Source organism: Ruegeria sp. HKCCA0370 (assembly GCF_013033705.1).
Classification (GTDB): Bacteria; Pseudomonadota; Alphaproteobacteria; order Rhodobacterales; family Rhodobacteraceae; genus Ruegeria.
Window position 1 is genome coordinate 52,953 of the sequence record NZ_WQEP01000002.1, and the last position, 18,827, is coordinate 71,779.

15 protein-coding genes and 1 tRNA gene are annotated in these 18,827 nt (G+C 60.7%); 8 read left to right on the plus strand and 8 right to left on the minus strand.

What is annotated here, in order from left to right:
- The 5 genes from GOW31_RS06485 (at window position 1) to speB (ending at window position 6,441) form a co-directional block, all read left to right on the plus strand.
- The gene (locus GOW31_RS06485) at window positions 1-1,086 is read left to right on the plus strand and encodes a DUF1513 domain-containing protein (protein WP_171168799.1); all 1,086 of its coding nucleotides are present in this window, start codon (window positions 1-3) and stop codon (window positions 1,084-1,086) included.
- A gap of 101 nt (window positions 1,087-1,187) precedes the next feature.
- The gene (gene speA, locus GOW31_RS06490; RefSeq protein WP_171168801.1) at window positions 1,188-3,077 is read left to right on the plus strand and encodes a biosynthetic arginine decarboxylase; all 1,890 of its coding nucleotides are present in this window, start codon (window positions 1,188-1,190) and stop codon (window positions 3,075-3,077) included.
- Between the two features lie 25 nt (window positions 3,078-3,102).
- Complete coding sequence (locus GOW31_RS06495; protein WP_171168804.1) at window positions 3,103-4,326, plus strand: saccharopine dehydrogenase family protein; 1,224 nt, start codon at window positions 3,103-3,105, stop codon at window positions 4,324-4,326.
- Between the two features lie 106 nt (window positions 4,327-4,432).
- Entirely contained in the window at window positions 4,433-5,602 is a 1,170-nt protein-coding gene (gene nspC, locus GOW31_RS06500; RefSeq protein WP_171168806.1) for a carboxynorspermidine decarboxylase, read from the plus strand.
- The gene (speB, locus tag GOW31_RS06505) at window positions 5,599-6,441 is read left to right on the plus strand and encodes an agmatinase (protein ID WP_171168809.1); all 843 of its coding nucleotides are present in this window, start codon (window positions 5,599-5,601) and stop codon (window positions 6,439-6,441) included. Before nspC ends, speB begins: the two co-directional genes overlap by 4 nt.
- A 39-nt stretch (window positions 6,442-6,480) precedes the next feature.
- On the opposite strand, the gene GOW31_RS06510 is transcribed toward speB, so the two are convergent.
- Window positions 6,481-7,083, minus strand: coding sequence for an HD domain-containing protein (locus GOW31_RS06510; protein WP_152458899.1), 603 nt, complete (start codon window positions 7,081-7,083; stop codon window positions 6,481-6,483).
- Window positions 7,084-7,184: 101 nt separating this feature from the next.
- On the opposite strand from GOW31_RS06510, the gene GOW31_RS06515 reads away from it, so the two are divergent.
- Window positions 7,185-8,018 (plus strand): LysR family transcriptional regulator, encoded by an 834-nt coding sequence (locus tag GOW31_RS06515; protein WP_171168811.1) that lies wholly within the window; start codon window positions 7,185-7,187, stop codon window positions 8,016-8,018.
- 3 nt (window positions 8,019-8,021) lie between these two features.
- On the opposite strand, the gene lptF is transcribed toward GOW31_RS06515, so the two are convergent.
- Window positions 8,022-9,161, minus strand: coding sequence for an LPS export ABC transporter permease LptF (lptF, locus tag GOW31_RS06520; protein ID WP_171168813.1), 1,140 nt, complete (start codon window positions 9,159-9,161; stop codon window positions 8,022-8,024).
- A gap of 218 nt (window positions 9,162-9,379) precedes the next feature.
- On the opposite strand from lptF, the gene GOW31_RS06525 reads away from it, so the two are divergent.
- Entirely contained in the window at window positions 9,380-10,306 is a 927-nt protein-coding gene (locus GOW31_RS06525) for an alpha/beta fold hydrolase (RefSeq protein WP_171168815.1), read from the plus strand.
- A 427-nt stretch (window positions 10,307-10,733) separates the two neighbouring features.
- On the opposite strand, the gene GOW31_RS06530 is transcribed toward GOW31_RS06525, so the two are convergent.
- Window positions 10,734-10,809, minus strand: a tRNA-Trp gene (locus GOW31_RS06530).
- 141 nt (window positions 10,810-10,950) lie between these two features.
- On the opposite strand from GOW31_RS06530, the gene GOW31_RS06535 reads away from it, so the two are divergent.
- On the plus strand, window positions 10,951-11,655 hold the full coding sequence (locus GOW31_RS06535; RefSeq protein WP_171168817.1) for a DUF374 domain-containing protein: 705 nt from the start codon (window positions 10,951-10,953) through the stop codon (window positions 11,653-11,655).
- Here the strand turns inward: GOW31_RS06535 and GOW31_RS06540 are convergent.
- The 5 genes from GOW31_RS06540 to GOW31_RS06560 form a co-directional block, all read right to left on the minus strand.
- The gene (locus GOW31_RS06540) at window positions 11,652-11,897 is read right to left on the minus strand and encodes a MoaD/ThiS family protein (RefSeq protein WP_152458904.1); all 246 of its coding nucleotides are present in this window, start codon (window positions 11,895-11,897) and stop codon (window positions 11,652-11,654) included. The genes GOW31_RS06535 and GOW31_RS06540 overlap by 4 nt on opposite strands.
- On the minus strand, window positions 11,890-14,145 hold the full coding sequence (locus GOW31_RS06545; protein ID WP_171168819.1) for a xanthine dehydrogenase family protein molybdopterin-binding subunit: 2,256 nt from the start codon (window positions 14,143-14,145) through the stop codon (window positions 11,890-11,892). The genes GOW31_RS06540 and GOW31_RS06545 overlap by 8 nt, the downstream gene beginning before the upstream one ends.
- Window positions 14,145-14,624 carry a (2Fe-2S)-binding protein gene (locus GOW31_RS06550; RefSeq protein ID WP_152458906.1) on the minus strand — a complete coding sequence of 160 codons (480 nt, stop codon included), beginning with the start codon at window positions 14,622-14,624 and terminating at the stop codon, window positions 14,145-14,147. Before GOW31_RS06550 ends, GOW31_RS06545 begins: the two co-directional genes overlap by 1 nt.
- Window positions 14,621-15,487: a xanthine dehydrogenase family protein subunit M gene (locus GOW31_RS06555; RefSeq protein WP_171168821.1), complete on the minus strand. Its 867-nt coding sequence runs from the start codon at window positions 15,485-15,487 to the stop codon at window positions 14,621-14,623. Before GOW31_RS06555 ends, GOW31_RS06550 begins: the two co-directional genes overlap by 4 nt.
- Before the next feature lie 125 nt (window positions 15,488-15,612).
- The gene (locus GOW31_RS06560; RefSeq protein ID WP_171168823.1) at window positions 15,613-18,825 is read right to left on the minus strand and encodes a reductive dehalogenase; all 3,213 of its coding nucleotides are present in this window, start codon (window positions 18,823-18,825) and stop codon (window positions 15,613-15,615) included.
- Window positions 18,826-18,827: the final 2 nt, after the last annotated feature.

Consider the following 18,827-nt stretch of genomic DNA (forward strand, 5'->3'; position numbering starts at 1 on the left):
ATGACATCGCGCCGCCGTTTTCTTGCAGGGCTTGCTGCAACCTCTCTGCCTCCGATCCATGGATGGGCCTCGGTGGGAAGGCCGGAGTTTCTGGCCGCAGGGCTGTTTCCGGATGGTTCGTATCGACTGGCCGGGCTGGATGCACAGGGAACGCTGCTGTTTTCCGTGCCCCTGCCCGCGCGCGGTCATGCGGCGGCGGCACATCCGGTCAAACCACAGGCCGTGGCCTTTGCGCGCCGTCCGGGCACCTTTGCCGTGGTGATTGATTGCGTGACGGGATCACCGATCGCGCGGCTGACGGCGCCGGAAGGCCGGCATTTTTATGGTCACGGTACTTTTTCAGCCGATGGCGCGATTTTCTTTGCCACCGAAAACGATTTCGAAGCCGGAGAAGGTATCATAGGCGTCTGGGACGCCGAAACCTTTGCGCGCTTGGGTGAATTCCCCTCCGGCGGCGTCGGGCCGCATGACATGCGGTTGATGCCGGGAGGGAAAACGCTTGTGATTGCCAATGGCGGGATCGAAACCCATCCCGAAACCGGGCGCACGAAGCTGAACCTGCCGACGATGAAGCCCAACCTGACCTACCTTTCCCTGTCGGGCCTGGTTCAGGAGCAGGTGTCGCTGACGCCCGTGCTTCGCAAGAACTCGATCCGCCATCTGGCGGTCCGTCGCGACGGGCTGGTGGGCTTTGCGATGCAGTGGCAGGGCAGCAAAGCCGAACATCCGCCCTTGCTGGGCCTGCACCGTCAGGGGGAAAACCCGCACCTTCTGTCAGCGCCTGAGCAGGATCAGAGCACGCTGCAAGGCTATGCGGGCAGCATCGCGTTTTCGGCGGATGGTGCAACCGTTGCCATCACCTGTCCACGCAGCAATGCGCTGCATCGGTTCGACGTGGCCAGTGGCACATTCAGCGATGCGTTCGAGCTTGAGGATGTCTGCGGGCTTGGATCGGGCCCGAACGGCTTGGTTTTCACCACCGGAACCGGTGTGTTCGGCGCGTTGGCCACTGCGCACCCCGAGATCCGGACCCGCGCGAAGTGCCAGTGGGACAATCATCTGGTCCCGATCGCCCCAGCGGCATGAAACTCGGATTTTTCCGTCACATAGTTTAGGCTTGGAAGAATCAAACAGCTGCCGTATTGGCGGGCGCGAAACTGGCACCCCTACGTTAAGGACTGACTTGATTGAAACAGACGCCCGACGCACCGCATTCCATCTACGGAGTTGAGAAATGGGGCAAAGGCCTCATCGAGGTGACGGAGCAGGGCGAAATCGGTCTGCGCAATCCCTTGGCTCCCGAGGTTGGCGCGATCAGCCTGCCCGGTATTCTCAGCGATCTGGACGACCGCGGCATCAAGGCCCCGATGGTTCTGCGCGTGTCTTCCTATCTGGAACACGAGATCGCGCATCTGAACGAAAGCTTCCGCGAAGCTATCGCCCGCGTCGGTTACAGGGGCAGCTATCGCGGCGTGTTCCCGATCAAGGTGAACCAGCAAGCCCAGGTCGTCGACCGGATCGTCGAATTCGGCAAGAAGTACAACTATGGGCTCGAGGCCGGGTCCAAACCCGAACTGGTGATCGCGCTGGCACATCGGCTGGCCAGCGAAGCGCTGATCGTCTGCAACGGCGTCAAGGATGCCGAGTTCATCCAGCTGGCCATCCTGTCCCGCAAGATCGGGTTCAACACGGTGATCGTTCTGGAAAGCCCGAAAGAGGCTGACACGGTGATCGAGGTCTACAAGGAATTGGAGGTCGAACCGCTTATTGGCGTGCGGGTCAAACTCACCAACCAGATCAGCGGCAAATGGGAAGAAAGCTCGGGCGACCGTTCGGCTTTCGGTATGAACACCGATCAACTGGTGGCCACGGTGGACAAGCTGCGCGACGCGGGCCTTCTGCATTGCCTGAAGTTGCAGCACTCGCATCTGGGCTCTCAGGTGCAGGACGTCAACGACGTGCGCCGCGCGGTGGGCGAGGCCTGTCGCTATTACACCGAACTGACGCGCGAGGGCGTGCCGCTGACCCATCTGGACCTCGGCGGTGGTATGGGGGTGGACTACACGGGCGAGAAGAAGGCGGCCGAGAACTCGATCAACTACACTGTCGAGGAATACTGCGCCAACGTGGTGGAAACCGTGGCCTATGCCATGGACGAGGCCGAGGTGGACCACCCGACGCTGGTCACCGAAAGCGGCCGCGCGGTGGTGGCGACGTCGTCGATGCTGGTGTTCAACGTGCTGGAAAGCACGCTCTATGATGCGCCCAACGGCCCCGAGGTTGAAGCCGACGATCACCACATGGTTTCAGACCTTGCCGCGGTGCACGGCTATCTCAGCAAAGACCGTCTTCAGGAATGCTGGAACGACGCCACCTTCTATCGCAACGAATTGCGCGCCCTGTTCCGCCGTGGATATGTAGACCTGCGCCAGATGGCCCGGGCCGAACGCATCTACCTGTCGCTGATGGCCCGCCTCAAGGCGCTGGCGGCCAGTGACGATCTGGAAACCGACGTGGACGACCAGCTTGAGAAAGTGGCCGATATCTACCACTGCAACTTTTCGCTGTTCCAGTCCTTGCCCGACGTCTGGGCCATTGACCAGCTGCACCCCATCGTGCCCTTGCAGGGCCTGAACCAAACACCCGACCGCCGCGCAGTCCTGTCCGACATCACCTGCGACAGCGACGGCAAGATCGACCGGTTCATCCTGGCCGACGGTGTTTCACCCAGTCTGCCGGTGCATACCCTGCCCGAAGATGATGAATATTTCATGGGCGTCTTTTTCGTCGGCGCCTATCAGGAAACGCTGGGCGATCTGCATAACCTGTTCGGCGACACCAACGTCGTCACCATCGACCTGCGCGCTGACGGAGGGTTCGACCTGCTGCACGAACAAGAGGGCGACACGATCAGCCAGGTGCTGTCCTATGTCGAATTCGACCCCACCGACTGCGTCGCCGCCTTCCGCAAAATGGTGGACGAGGCGATCTCGACCGGTACTCTGAAAGCCAAGGACCGCAAAACCCTGATGAGCGCCTATCGCGACTCGATCAACGGCTACACCTATTACGAATAACCCCCTGTGAGAGGAGATTACCCCCATGGGTTCACTTAGTGGCAAAACACTGGTTGTCGGCGCGGGCGGCGTATCCCACGCCGCCGTGCACAAGATGGCGATGAATTCGGACATCTTCACCGAAATCACACTGGCCAGCCGGACCAAGTCGAAATGCGACGCCATCGCCAAATCGGTGAAAGAGCGCGTGGGCGTTGACATCGCCACCGCCGAGCTTGACGCCTACAAGGTCGAAGACACGGTCAAGCTGATCAAGGAAACAGGCGCGGAAATCCTGGTGAACCTGGCCCTGCCCTATCAGGACCTGGTGCTGATGGACGCCTGCCTCGAGGCCGGGTGCCACTATCTCGACACTGCGAATTACGAGCCCGAGGACGAGGCCAAGTTCGAATACCACTGGCAATGGGCCTATCAGGACAGGTTCAAACAGGCCGGCCTGACCGCGATCCTCGGTTCGGGTTTCGATCCGGGTGTTACATCCGTCTTTGCCAAGTGGCTCAAGAAACACAAGCTGGACACGATCCGCCAGATCGACGTGCTTGACGCCAATGGCGGCCAGAACGATCAGGAATTCGCCACCAACTTCAACCCGGAAATCAACCTGCGCGAAGTCCTGGCCGAAGTACGCCACTGGGAGAACGGCGAATGGAAGCACTCTCCCGCCATGACCCACAAGGTCGAGTTCGACTTCCCCGCCATCGGCCCCAAGAACATGTACCTGATGTATCACGAGGAGCTGGAATCGCTCAGCACCCATTTCCCCGAGATCGAGCGCGCCCGCTTCTGGATGACATTCGGCGATGCCTACATCACCCATGCCAAAGTGCTGGAAAACGTCGGCATGACCCGCATCGACCCGGTGATGCATGACGGCAAGGAAATCATCCCGATCCAATTCCTGAAAACCCTGCTGCCCGATCCCGGCGATCTGGGCGCCGAAACCAAGGGCAAGGCCTGCATCGGCGACATCGCCACGGGTCAGGCCAAGGACGGCTCGGGCGAGAAAACCTACTACATCTACAACATCTGCGACCACGAGGAATGCTATGCCGAGGTCGGCAGCCAGGCCGTCAGCTACACCACCGGCGTCCCCGCGATGATCGGCGCGGCACAAGTGCTGAAAGGCAACTGGCGCGAGCCGGGCGTGTGGAACATGGAACAGCTCGACCCGGATGATTTCATGGACATGCTGAACGAACACGGCCTGCCGTGGCAGGTCCACGAACTCGACGGGCCCGTCGACTTCTGATCCCTCGGGGCGGTCCGCGCGACCGCCCTGCTTCATCTGGCTGAAAATATCCCGGGGGGTCCGGGGGGCAGGCCCCCCGGCCTTTTCACAATCGGAGACGCCCGACATGTCCGACATGATGACCACACAGGCCGGAGACGCCGGAGCCTTCCGCTACTTCGACCTGACACGCGTGCCGTCACCCTGCTTCGTCGTCGACGAAAAGGCGGTGGAGCGAAATCTGGCGGTTCTGGCCGATATCGGTGAGCGTTCCGGCGCACATGTCCTGTCCGCCCTCAAGGCTTTCTCGATGTTCGCGCTGGCCCCTCTGGTGCGACAGTATCTCGGCGGCACTTGCGCCAGCGGCATCTACGAGGCCCGGCTGGGCCGCGAGGAATATGGCGGCGAGGTCGCGACCTTCTGCGCGGGCTACAAGGACACCGATATCGACGAAATCCTCGCACTGTCGGATCACATCATCTTCAACAGCCCCGGTCAGAAAGACCGCTTTCTTGCCAAGGCACAGGCCGCGGGGCGGCAGGTCGGGCTGCGCATCAACCCTGAACACTCCGAAGGCGAGGTCGCGAAATACGACCCCTGCGCCCCGTGTTCACGCCTCGGCACCCCAGTCAGCCAGCTGGACGCCAAGGCGTTGGAGGGCGTGGATGGCCTCCACATGCACACGCTCTGCGAACAGGGGTTCGAGCCTCTGGCGCGCACCTGGGCCGCTGTCGAACCGAAACTCGCCCCCTTCCTGAACGGCCTGAAATGGCTCAATTTCGGCGGCGGCCACCACATCACCCGCAGCGACTATGACCGCGACGGGCTGGTGGAGTTCATCAAACACATCCGCGCCAAATACGGCGTCGAGGTCTATCTGGAACCCGGCGAGGCCGTGGCGTTGGATGCGGGCATCCTGGTGGGCGAAATCCTCGACCTGCCGCACAACGGCATGGATCTGGCGATCACCGATATCTCGGCCACCTGCCACATGCCCGACGTGATCGAGGCCCCCTATCGCCCCGCCCTGATGGACGAGGCCGAAACCGGCCACACCTATCGCCTGGGCGGCCCCTCGTGCCTGGCGGGCGACGTGATCGGCGACTACACTTGGGCCGAGCCGCTAAAAATCGGGCAGCGCTTTGCCTTCCTCGATCAGGCGCATTACTCGATGGTCAAGACCAACACGTTCAACGGCGTGCCCCTGCCCACCATCGCCCTGTGGAACAGCGAAACCGACGACCTAAAAATCATCAGGCAATTCGGCTACAGCGACTTCAAAGAGAGGCTTTCATGAGCATTTTCCTCGACAGCGAACTGACCGAGACCGAACGCAGCGAAGACGCGCGATTCCGCGTGATCCCGGTGCCGCTGGAACGCACCGTATCCTACGGGTCCGGCACCGCCAAAGGCCCCGAAGCGATCATCGAGGCCAGCAATGAACTCGAACGCATCACCGGCCACGCCGAACCCTGCGTCGAAGGCATCTTTACCGAGCCCCCGCTGGATTGCGACGGCCCGCTGCCGGACGTTATGGAGCGCCTCGCCCAGCGCACCGAGGCCGCCATCCGCGCCGGCAAGGTGCCGGTCACGCTGGGTGGTGAACACTCGCTCAGCTATGGCGCGGTCATGGGTGTGACTCGCTCGCTAGGCCAGCCCCTCGGCATCGTGCAGATCGACGCCCATGCCGATCTGCGCAACGCCTATCAGGGCGAAAAACACTCGCACGCCTCGGTGATGCATCTGCTGGCCGAGGAAGGTATCCCACTGGCCCAGCTCGGCGTGCGCGCCTTTTCCACCGAGGAAGCAAAAAGCCGTCTGAGGAACCGCGTCTTCCACGTGGATGCCGAAGAGTTGGTCACCGGCAACATCCATGCCGTCGACCTGCCCGAGGATTTCCCCGAACTGGTCTATGTCAGCTTTGACGTTGATGGGCTGGACCCGGCGCAGATGCCCGCGACCGGCACGCCCGTTCCGGGCGGGCTGGGATACTATCAGGCGCTTCGCCTCGTCGAACACGCCCTGAAGGGCCGCCGCTGCGTCGGCTTCGACGTGGTCGAACTGGCCCCCGACGGCAATGCCGCCTGGGATTTCACTGCGGCGCAGATCGTCTATCGCCTGATGGCGAGCTGCTAAACAGGCAGGCGGGCCGGGCTGGCCCGCCTGATCCGGTTCCTAGCCGGTTTTGCCGTCATCGGCGGTTTCGTTCAGCTCCATATGGCCTTCGCCCCTGTTCAGGACGCGGCGCAACATGGGTTCGAAGAACTCCAGCGGCTTGGTCGGATAATTCGGGTCGAACGCCTTCTGATCGTATTCATGGCAGAAATAGCGACAATCTTCCCAATAAGGACTGTCGCGATATTTGTCGCGCGCGTTGCGGTCGCCGCCCAGATGGTGGTTGTAGTAATATCCCTGAAACACGCAATGATGCTTGAGAATCCAATACGTCTTTTCGCTGACGTAAGGCTTCATCATCGCCGCTGACAGCTCTCCGTGATTGTAGGGTGACAGGATATCGCCGGTATCGTGGATCAGCGCCGCCACCACCAGTTCCTCATCCGCACCGTCCTCGTAAGCACGTGTCGCGGCTTGCAGGCTGTGCTGGTAGCGGTTCACCGGATAGGGCGTCCATTCTTCGTCCAACGAGCGGATGGCATCGAGGATGCGGTCTGGCAGGGCCGCATTATACGCCTCTTCGTACTCCATCACGGCATCCCAGTCGGCCTTGGTGGCTGTCTCGAAACTGGTCCAGGTGGGTTTGTGGCTTTTGTCCAGCATGGCTGATCCTTTTGCATGTGTCCTGAGCGAAAGCGTAGTTCGAAACCAGCCTCCAAAAAAATGAATTGATTTTATCACAATGATCAAAAAATACTTTCGACATGCATTTCAAAGCTCTGGAAACTTTTCTCTGCGTGGCCGAAGCCGGTGGCTTTCATGCCGCCGCTCGCAAGTTGAATGTGACGCAGACCGCTGTCAGCGCGCGTATTCGCCTGATCGAGGAGGAAACCGGCAGGGCGCTGTTCACGCGCGGTGCCGGCGGAACGGCGCTGACCGAGTTCGGCCAGCAGTTCAAACCCTATGCGGAACAGATGTTGTCCCTTTGGGGCTTTGCATCGCGCGACCTGCCGGTACAGGCACAGAACCGCCCGGCGCTGCGGTTGGGCGGCCAACTCAGCATCTGGGATCCGTTGCTGGTGAACCTGGCGGTTCGGTTTGAACAGCGCTTTGGCAAGTTGCTGTTGACGCTGAACTATGACCACGACCTGAACATGGTCGAAGCGGTGGCAACCCATGTGCTGGACGCGGCGATCACACATGAAAAGCCGGCGGACCGGCGTGTCACGTGGTACGCGCTTGAACCCGAGCTTTTGTCCCTGGTCCGGACGCCAAAGACTGACGGCACGGACGATGACATGATCTTCGTCAACCTTGAACTGGGCGAGGTCTATCAGGACCATGTCAGATCGGCTGCGCGGCGGGCGTCGGGTCAGACAGTTTTTCTTGGCAATTGCATGATGGCGCTGCGATATATTCTGCACCGAGGCGGAAACGGCTATTTCCCCGATTACGTCATTTCCGAACATCTGGCCTCGGGTGCTCTGGAGCGGGTCGAGGACAGTATCAGCTTGCCGCTGCCCATGTATCTGGTCACCCGCGGTGATCGCGAGGAATTTGACGACATTCACAGCTGTTTGGTGGATCTTCGCGGCTAGAACTCAGGCCGGCGTCGGCATGATCTGCGGCGCGCGCTGCCGTTTTCGCATCAGCGGCCGACCGGCAACAAGCAGGAAGAGGCCCGAGATCAGCACCCCTATGATTGCGGGAAGGTACAGCAGAAACCAAAGCTCCGGGTCATCGATCACCATTGGGGAAACAAACCCGCGCACACCTTCAAGCAGGACAAGAATGGTGAAGGCGCCCAATATCTGCGGCCACAATCCAAACCGGGAAAAACTGCCCAGCATCAGGGTGGAATACCCGGCCAGGGCCACGGCGATGCATATCGCGATCCACGAGAACCGCTGGTGCAGCTCTTCGATCAGCTTGCCTTGGCTGAACCCTTCCGTGGCTGAAACCTCATCCCGGTTGCGGATCAGGTCCGCCGTTGGAATAGCTTCGAGGCTGCGCCGGGCCATCGGATTTGTATTCGTCAGTTCCGAGATGTCGTAGGACGCGTCCTGGAACAGGGTCGATGACAACACTTTGCCTTCCTTGTTCAGGCGCAATGCAACCCCATCAACCATCACAAGGTGGATGCCGGCATCATTGTTGACCAGATAGGCGGTTACGCTTGAATAGCTGACCGCGTTTTCAGGATCGCGGCGGTCAGACACGAAAACTTCGTGGAGTGTGCCGTCCAGATCAATGCTGCCTATGTAAACCGTGACACCTTCGGCGGGGTGCAGAAACTCGCCTTCGTTCAGCAGTTGAGCCGTCACATCTCCGGCCACTTCGGCTTGCCGGATTTCCAGCTGTTCCACCGAGGCCGGGCGCAGGAACACGCTGATGATCGCCATCATCACCCCGGTAATCACACCGAACAGCAGCACAGCCCGGGCAAGCCGCCAAGGGCTGGATCCGGTGGCCAGCATAACCGTCAGTTCACTTTCGCGGCTCAGGCGATTTGTGGCATAGACGGCGGCGGCAAACACCGCCATGGGCATGACCGTGCGGATCAAGGTCGGCAAAGTCAGCGCGGTGAATTCCAGAAAGACCATTGCCGACTGCCCACCGCTAATGACCCTGTCAAACAGGCTGACAGACCGGGTGATCCAGAACACACCGACAAGCACCAAGGTGAAAAAGCCAAACAGAATCAGCAATTGCCGCAGGAAATATCCATCAAAACGCGACATGGGGCCTCGTGCGTGTGTTCGTTTGCAGCGGACACTAGGGCATTAAGCCGGCAGAGGAAACAGGCATTGGACGTCAGGATGCCCCTGTATGCAACCTTGGCGCATACCGGCTTCATCGCACATCCCCGTTTTGGCACCAGAAGGGCCGGGAGATTACGCTTTGTGAAAACGGCGGCTCATGGCACATTTTACGGATTGATTAGAATGGAGTTTGAATAATGGCACTGTTTTTTTCCCGCCGCACCTATAACGCGCAGAAGAAAAAGTTCACGTTTAAGCCGGCGGCAAAGACCAGATATGTTCACATCACCCAGCAAAGCCCCGGTGGAAAAATTCGTAAGGGAAGTATTGTCAAAAAAGCCAAATGGCTGGATCTCGTGCGACAGGAGGGCGGGGATTCGGCCGTCCTGATCTATGTTCACGGCTTCAACACCAGCCAGAAGGACATGCTGGACCGGCTGGGGAAAATAGAAACCAATCTCAGGGGCAACGGGTATCAGGGCGCGGTTGTTGCCTTTGACTGGCCCAGCGACGGATCGGTGCACACCTATGACTCGGACCGCTCCGATGCCAAGGCGGTGGCACCGCATCTGGTGGGGGACGGAATCTTGCCGCTGTTGGGAATGTCGCCACGCCCCAAGGTGCATCTGATCGCTCATTCCATGGGAGCGTTGGTGGTACTGCGCGCATTCTCTGACTTCGGGGATTCGGCCGGGCCCGGCAACAAGATATGGTCGGCGGATCAGGTCATGTTCGCGTCAGCGGACATCGATTCAGAATGGCTGGAAAAGGGCGCATGGGGCGATCTGGTCCTGAAAAAACGGTGCAAGCGATTCACCAATTACTACAGCCGGAAAGACAAGGTGCTGGCCCTGGCCGGCGGGATTGTTCACGGCGGTCGGCGTCGCGCCGGTCGTGTCGGGATGCCGAAGCTGACCTCGAAAGGTCATTGGGATATTTTTTGTGACCACCAATATCAACGAGACGTCCCCAAAGGACAGCGCAAGATGATGAAGTCGCATCGCTGGTGGTTCGACAGCGGCGGGTTTTATGAGGACCTCGCCCTGACGATCGACGGCCATTCGGCAAAAACGATGCCGACCCGGCACAAGACAAATATCGGGGATCTGGCGCTGCTGGCCTGACTGACCGGCCGCCACACGCCTTTCTCTGGTGCAAAGCCCGATTTTTAGGGTTCTGCTCAATTACCGGCTTTGGGCAGAGTCCCTGCACGTTCTGACGGCGTCACTATGCGTTGCTGACCAGAAACGGAAAGGGCGCGCTCGACCACAAGCGCGCCCCAGTCACAAGGGAGAAACTGAAAACCTGCGTTCTGTGCAGAACCTGAACGCCAACTCTTTGACATTCTCAGACAACCAGACTTTCCAACATCCGTCAGTGACGCTGTTCACACTCTGGGCCGGAATTTTTTGATGGCGTATAGGGTTTGGTTGCACTGCGGCTCACAAAGCCTGCGCGCGTTCTGATTTCCGGTTCGCCCCGGCCATAGCCGAAAGCCGCACGCGCTGTAAACGCGCCAAGCACGATTGCCGATTGGTGTTTTGATGCGGATGGCAGGGGCAGCAGGGTTCGAACCCGCGACCTACGGTTTTGGAGACCGTCGCTCTACCAACTGAGCTATACCCCTGTGGTGAGCCCCAGATATGACAGCCGCGCGGCGGACTCAAGAGGCTTTTTCGATTTCCACACCACTATCTGAGCCGACAAACAAGTTGCGCAAAATGTGCAGTGCGCTAAGACAAGGTCCGGTCAGCAAAAGGAACCCCGTGTGAACCTCCGCAAGAAGATCGCAGACAGCGAAGCCGTGCTGAACTGGGTGGCCCGCCGGATTGCCACTTACATTCGATTGGTCAACCGAAACACACGCTGGCAGCGCATCGGATACGAAGAACTGGATCAGCTGGCCGAACAAGGTGAGCCGGTCATCGTTGTGCTGTGGCATCAACGGCTGGCGCAGTCGCCCTATTTCTTCCCGCTGGACAAGGGGCGCATCTGTTCGATCACCTCCTCTGCCCGGGCGGGCAGCATGGTGGGCCGGGTACAAAAGCTGTTTGGCATGGACACGATCGCCATGGCCAGCAAGACACGCCACGTCGCCTTGTCACGTCAAGTTCTGGGCAAGATGAAGCAGGGTATCTCTATTGGGATCGCGGCAGACGGACCGCGCGGGCCGGAACGGGTTCTGTCGACGGTTCCGCTGGTATGGGCGCGCACCTCGGGCAAGCGCGTATTCGGTATCACCTTCTCCACGAAACATGGTCGCGAAGCGGGAACCTGGGATCACCTTCTGATGCCCCGCCCCTGGCGAAATGAAGGCGTGTTTCTGTGCCGGGAATGGACTGAAACGGTGCCCCGCAAGGCCAGCGAAGAGGAAATCGAGACCCTGCGCCTGAGCCTGGAGCAGCACATGAACGACATCACGGCAGAAGCTGACCGGATGGTCGGGCGCGAGCCCTGGTCACCTGACGCCTAACCGCCCCTGAGACGTTGCATCAGATAGACTTCGCTGCCTTCGGGAATCGGCTCGGTAAGCCCTGTGGCAATGACACGCCCGTCGATCGCGATGGAGACCCCCGCGTCAATGGGGGCCTGCAACTGCGGGTGGGCCCGGACCAGAGCCCGCAAAAGCTCTCCGGTGGTTTTGGCCTCGACCTCAACCACTTGCTGGCCCCCGGTCAGTGACCGGAGGCCGGACCAGAGGTGGACCTCAACCATTTTCCTTCAGGGCCGCCAGAATGCGCGGCGGAGACATCGGCAGTTGCTTCATCCGAACACCCGCCGCATTGGACACCGCATTGGCGATGGCGGCCAGGGGCGGCACGATGCCCGTCTCGCCCACGCCGCGCACCCCGAACGGGTGGCCCGGGTTGGGCACTTCGACGATCACCGTGTCAATCATCGGCAGGTCACTGGCAACGGGAATCCGGTAGTCAAGAAAGATCGAGTTCTGCAACCGGCCATCTTCGCCATAGATGTATTCCTCGTTCAGTGCCCAGCCGATGCCCTGCGCGGCGCCACCCTGATACTGCCCTTCCACATAGGTCGGGTGGATCGCCTTGCCGGCATCCTGAATGACCGTGTAGCGGGTGATCGATGTCTTGCCGGTTTCCGGATCGACCTCGGCATCGACGATATGGGTGCCAAAGGATACGCCCGCGCCTTCGGGGGTGGCTTCGAAATGGCCCGAAATCGGGCCTCCGGTCGATCCCATATCCGCCGTGATATCGGCCAGAGGCAGCGGGTCGAAATCCCCTGCATTGGGCCCCGAGGGTACCGCGCAGCCGTCTTCCCATTTCACCGCATCGACCGGGATGCCCCACTTGGCCGCCGCACGTTCGCACAGTTTCTCGACCGCGTGTCTTGCGGCCTTGATCGTCGCGAGGCCCGACGCGTAGGTCACGCGCGAACCATGGCTCACGTCGTTGTAACCCAGCGTCGCCGTGTCGGCGATGGTCACGCGGATGTTTTCATACGGAATGCCCAGAACCTCGGCCGCCATCAGAGCCATGGATGCGCGCGACCCGCCGATGTCGGGTGTTCCGACCATCAACTGCGCCGAACCATCCTCGGACAGTGCCAATGAGACGCTGGTCTCTCCGCCGTGGTTGAACCAGAAACCGCAGGAAACCCCGCGCCCCTGCCCCGGCTTCAGCGGGGCCGAGTAATGGGGATGCGCTTTGGCAGCCTCAAGGGTTTCGACCAGACCGATGCGTTCGTAGGTCGGGCCATAGCTGGCCTTCGTGCCTTCATGCGCGGCATTTTTCAGACGCACATCAATAGGATCAAGGCCCAGCTTGTTGCAGAGCTCATCAATGACGGATTCAACGGCGAAGGCGCCCATGGGTGCACCCGGCGCGCGGTAGGCAGCCTGTTTCGGACGGTTCGACATCACATCGTAACCGATCTGCTTGACGTTGGGCAGGTTGTAGGGCGCAAAGGCACACATGGCCGTCATATCGCCCGGGGCGCCGGGGAAGGCCCCTCCTTGCAGGCGGAAGACACCCTGCGCCGCCGTGATCGTGCCGTCTTTCTTCATGCCGATCTTCACGTCCATCGACGCCGAAGAGGTCGGCCCGGTGGCACGGAAAACCTCGGACCTGGTCATCACGATCTTGACCGGACGGTTGGCCTTGCGGCTGAGCGCCAGCGCGACGGGTTCGATGAACACCGTGGTCTTACCGCCGAAACCACCGCCAATTTCAGACGCAGTCACGCGCAGTTGCGAGGTTTCGATCCCCAGCAACGCCGCACAGGTTTTCTGCGCGATCCAGTGGCCCTGAGTTGTGCACCACAGCTCACCCTTGCCGTCATTGCCCAGCATGCCCAGACAGGCGTGCGGTTCGATGTACCCCTGATGGGTCGCCTCGGTCACAAAGCTGTCTTCGATGACCAGATCGGCCTCGGCAAACCCAGCCTCGACATCGCCGTGCCCGCTTTCGTGATAACGCACGACGTTCGGGTGCATCCCTTCCGGCACCGAATAATCCGCAGCACCTTCCCGGATCACCGGCGCATCCGGGGCCATCGCTTTGTCCACATCGGTGACGTGCGGCAGCACCTCGTATTCGACCTCGATCAGTTTCAGCGCGTCACGTGCCGCCAAGGCAGATGTGGCCGCCACCGCAGCAACCGCGTGCCCGTCATAGAGCGCCTTTTTCCCCGCCATGACGTTTTCCAGCACATTCCAGAATTCACCTTCGAGCCCGGGCTTGAATGGGACATCGGTGAAATCGGCTCGAGTCACGACGGCTTTGACGTCCTTCGATGCCTCGGCTTTCGAGGTATCAATCCTGACGATCCGGGCATGGGCATGGGGTGAGCGCAGAATCGCGCCGTGCAACATGCCGGGGGCCGAGATATCCGCACCGAACTTGGCCCGGCCCGTCACCTTGTCCAGACCGTCAGGGCGATCGGGGCGGGTGCCAACGAAGGTGAAATCAGTTTTGCGATCGTCCAGAGCCATTATGACGCCTCCCGCATCTCAGCGGCCGTGTCCATCACGGCGCGAATGATCTTGTCGTAGCCGGTGCAGCGGCACAGGTTGCCCGCCAGCCAATAGCGCGTTTCTTCCTCGGTCGGATTGGGGTTCTTCTCCAACAGCGACTTCGCCGCCACCAGAATGCCCGGGGTACAGATGCCGCATTGAAGCGCGGCATATTCGATCATCTTCTTCTGCAACGGGTGCAGGATGTCACCATCCGCAATCCCTTCGACGGTCTCGATCTGCTTGCCTTCGGCTTCGACACCCAGCATCAGGCACGAGCACACAAGGCGGCCATCGACGGTGACCGAACACGCGCCGCAATCACCAGTGCCGCAGCCCTCTTTGGCGCCGGTCAGGTTCAGCTTGTCGCGCAGACAGTCCAGCAGGGTTTCGCGCGGGTCGCACAGGTATTCGACTGCGTCCCCGTTCACGGTGGTGGATACGTGGAGCTTGCTCATGCGTTTTCTCCCTTCGCGCGGGCATAGGCGATCTTTGCGGCACGCTTGGCCAGAACGCCAGCGACTTCGGTACGGAACGCGATCGTACCTCGTTTGTCATCGATCGGATTGCAGGCGGCCGACGCGGCCGCGGCCAGTGCGTCAAGGGCGGCATCGTCCAAAGTGCTGCCGATGATCGCTTTGGCACAGTGTTCAACCAACAGAACGGTCGGTGCCACGGCACCCAGCGACACGCGCGCCTCGGTGATGACGTCACCATCCAGACGGAGGTTCACACCAACGCCCACCACCGCAATGTCCATTTCGGTACGGGGGATGAAACGCAGATAGGCGTCGCCCCCATTCGCACCACGGGCAGGGATGTTGATGGCCGAGATCAACTCGCCCTTCGCCAGCGAGGTCCTGCCGGGCCCGGTCGGGATGTCCTCGACCGCAACGTCACGCGTGCCATCGGGGCCGGTTACGGTGACGGTCACGCCTGCGGCCACCATGGCGGGCACGGAATCAGCCGCAGGTGAGCCATTGCACAGATTGCCCGTCAGCGTCGCGCGGCCCTGAACCTGAGTTGAACCGATCAGGTCCATCGCCTCGACCACACCGGGCCAGTCGCGGCCAAGCTCGGGGTGCTCGCTCATCTCGGCGCCGGTAACGGCCACGCCGATCGTCCAACTGCCGTCGTCGTTGCGGGTAATGTTGTGTACACCGTTGATTTTCTTGATGTCGATCAGCGTATCGGGCGTCACCAGCTCCGAGCGCAGTTGCACAAGTACATCCGTACCGCCCGCCAGAAAACGTGTGATGCCCGTCGCGTTCGCGGCCAGAGCCGAAGCTTCGGCAAAGCTGGCGGGGCTGTGATAATCCATGAAGCTACCTCGTACCTGTTGGTCAGGAATATCTGGGTTCGCGGCGACGTTAATTCACCCCTCGTCCGGCGTCCATGGGCCGAGCGACCAAAATTCAACTTCCAAATGTCGCTTTTGGACAGGGTTCAGAGATCGATCTCGATCACCCCATCAGGTTCCGCCGCGCGGCTTTGGCACAGGATCATGGCGCCTTCGCGCTGTTTGCGGGACAAAACGAAATCCCGATGCTCGACCTCGCCCGAAATGACACCGCATTTACAGACGCCGCAGATGCCGTCTGCGCATTTCACATCCACATGAAAACCGGCTTCGTTCAGAACTTGCGCCGCGTCCTTGTCTGCGGGCACGGGCAGTGTCCGGTCCGAACGCGCAAGCTTGAGCTCAAACGCGTGGTTTTCATATTCAGGCGTTTCAGGAACCGAGAAGTATTCCAGATGACGTGCCTCTTTGGGAAAGCCCTGCTGCTCGGCCGCCTGAATCACGCCGTCCATGTAACGATCCGGCCCGCAGGTATAGACATGCCATCCATCCCGGTAGCCGGACAGAATCACATTCAGATCAGCGCGGGTGCCTTCATCCGAGAAATGGTAATGAACGCGATCCGCCCAGGGCATGGCGGCCAGGTCATCCAGATACCCCGCCCCGCCCCGTGTGCTGGCCGAATAGTGCAATTCGAACTTGCGGCCCAGCGCATGCAGGCGATGGGCAAATGCGATCATCGGGGTGATTCCGATGCCGCCACCCATGAGGAATGTTCTGGTTGCCGTTTCATCCAATTCAAAGTGGTTGATCGGTTTGGACACGAAAACCTTTCGGCCCTCGGTAAAGATGCGATGCAACAGCGCTGACCCGCCACGCCCGTCATCCTCGCGCAGCACGCCGATCTGATAGGTCGTACGATCCGACGGGTCGCCCGACATGGAATATTGCCGCAGAAATTCCGGCGCGACCAGGACGTCCAGATGTGCGCCCGCTGTCCATCCCGGCAGGGGCGCACCGTCCAGCGATGCAAATTCGTATTTCGTGACATCCGCCGTCATCTTTTCAACCTTGGTCACGGCGACCCGCATCACAGGCGCATCACCGGCGATCTGATAGCGATGGATGATCGACATGTCCCCGCTTGCCTTGCGGGCCTTGTACTCGTCGGCCGTCACCATGGCCTCATAGGCTGCAATCCCGGCTTCTCGGTCCATTGCAAAGGGATAGGGCCAGGGGTGCGGAGCCAGATAAGCGGGATAGACGGCCAGGGTCTGATCCTCGTATTTCAGGTCCAGATCCTTTTGCAGATCGCGCCGGTTCAACGGGTGCGTCGTGGGGCGATAGGCGCCGTCGGGCTGCAACTCGATATCCCACCACCATTTCTTGATGTCGTTCAGCCCGCCATTGCCGACCGCATCGTCCAGCCTGGCCAGCGCGGGCGCGGCGGCGGGGATGTTCATCGCAGCCCAGCGGAAGGGGCGTTCAGCGAAGAGACCTTCGAGGTTCCACGGGCAGGTCTTCATGCAGCGCCCGCACATCGCGCCGCCCGGGGTCGTCACACGGTACGTGGCGCATTTCTGGCTGTCGGATTTCCAGATTTCGTAACCGTTGAACATCAGCTTCGGTCCGGCGGTGATCGCGCCCGAGGGGCATTCGCGGGCGCATTTGTTGCAGGACTCGCAAAAGGTTTGCAGGCCGAAATCGATGGGTTTGTCATGCGTCATCGGCATGTCGGTCGTCACCACGCCTGATTTCAGGCGCGGGCCCAGATAGGGGTTCAGGATAACTTCTCCGATCCGGCTGACCTCACCCAACCCCGAGAGCAGCAACAGCGGCGGTTGCAGCACCTCGCCATCCATCACCGTATGCGCCTTGGCCTTGTAGCCCAGGTTGCGGATCTGCTGTGCTATCACGCCGCCCAGCAGCGAAAAGCGCAGATAGGCGCGCATGGATTGGGCGACGCTGATCCAGTCGTCACCGCTGGCACCTTCCATCGTTTCATAGCCCTGATCGATGATCATGCTGATGGCCTGATCATGCGGCGGCACGATTTCTTCGCCCGTGGCGTCATGAGAATACCACGCCCATTCCGGGCAGCGGCTGAGGCCCACCGCATCGACCCCCAGGAAATAGGTCGCCGCCTTGATGTTCGCCGCATTGCGCTCGGCATCGGTGGATCCGGCGACCTCGGCGCTTTCACCATCCTGCAACAGAACGAATGCACCCAACGCGCGACGCTGGGCAAAGCTGGGCGCAGCCTTGCGCACGTAGTACCCGCCTTTCGCGGCGTCCTGCAATGACTTGCCCATGTCGCCGAACTGGGCGCGGGCGAACATGTCGGCGCGCTTGGGAACGCGGGCAACATTCTCTTCGTCGATATAGGTTGTCGGAGCCTCGACCCGTTTGAGCTTTTCGAAGGGATGGGCCCCGTCCACATAGCGTCGTTTGGCATATGGGTCACGGTTGAGGGCGTTCTTGGCAAATTCCGTGCCCAGCCACCATGCCGGACCTTGGGTTCGAAACCACGACTGTTGCGCCATGGGCCTCAGCGGCCGGTCATGCGCGATGGGCATCTCTGTCGTCACGGCTGCAAGGCAAAACCGGGTGCCCAGCCAAGGCGCAACCAGCTGGTCGCCCTCGACCGAGGCCAGACCGGCGGCCACGGCCAGCTTGCCCAGATCAACTTCGGACGACATCATGCTGTGCGCGCGGGCGTCAAAACCCAGCAGTCGGATATAGTTGGCGATGACCACGGCATTCTCGGTTGCCAGCAGGCAGGAACGATGATCCCGCGCGTCGATGATCCAGTCCGCACCGGGTTCGGAAGGGTCAGGGTCGCGGTTATGTTCGTAAAGAAAGACGATGGCGTGACGGTGGTCGTTAATCGGCTTGGGCGCGGCCTCCATACTGTCTTTCAGATCGGCCATGATGAGATCGATCCCAGAGGCCAGCGTTTTGGTCTGGCGCGTGCGCAGCGCGTGGGCAAGCCGGTCGATATCGGGGTTGCGGCGTGGTTCGTCCAGCAGTGCATCCGACGGCAACGGCCCACAGCCCATCATCGATGCGTCGTTGAAATACCCAAATGCCTTCAGATGGTTTGCGCGCTCCTGCGGATCTGAGGGGATCTCGGATGCAATCGGGTTCACCAACCCGTCGCGGATCGCGTCCAGCATCGCCTGAAACTCGCCCATGGCGTTGACGATGCTGTCGGGCCGTTCCGGCCGGTGGAAACTCAGTTCGCCCATGGCGGGCACGCGCGACAAATCCGGCATGGTATCTTGTCGGGCCAAACGCTCCAACGGGTATCGCCCCATGTGAACGGGCCGGTTCTTGTCCGAGAAAAAGCGGATTCCCATTA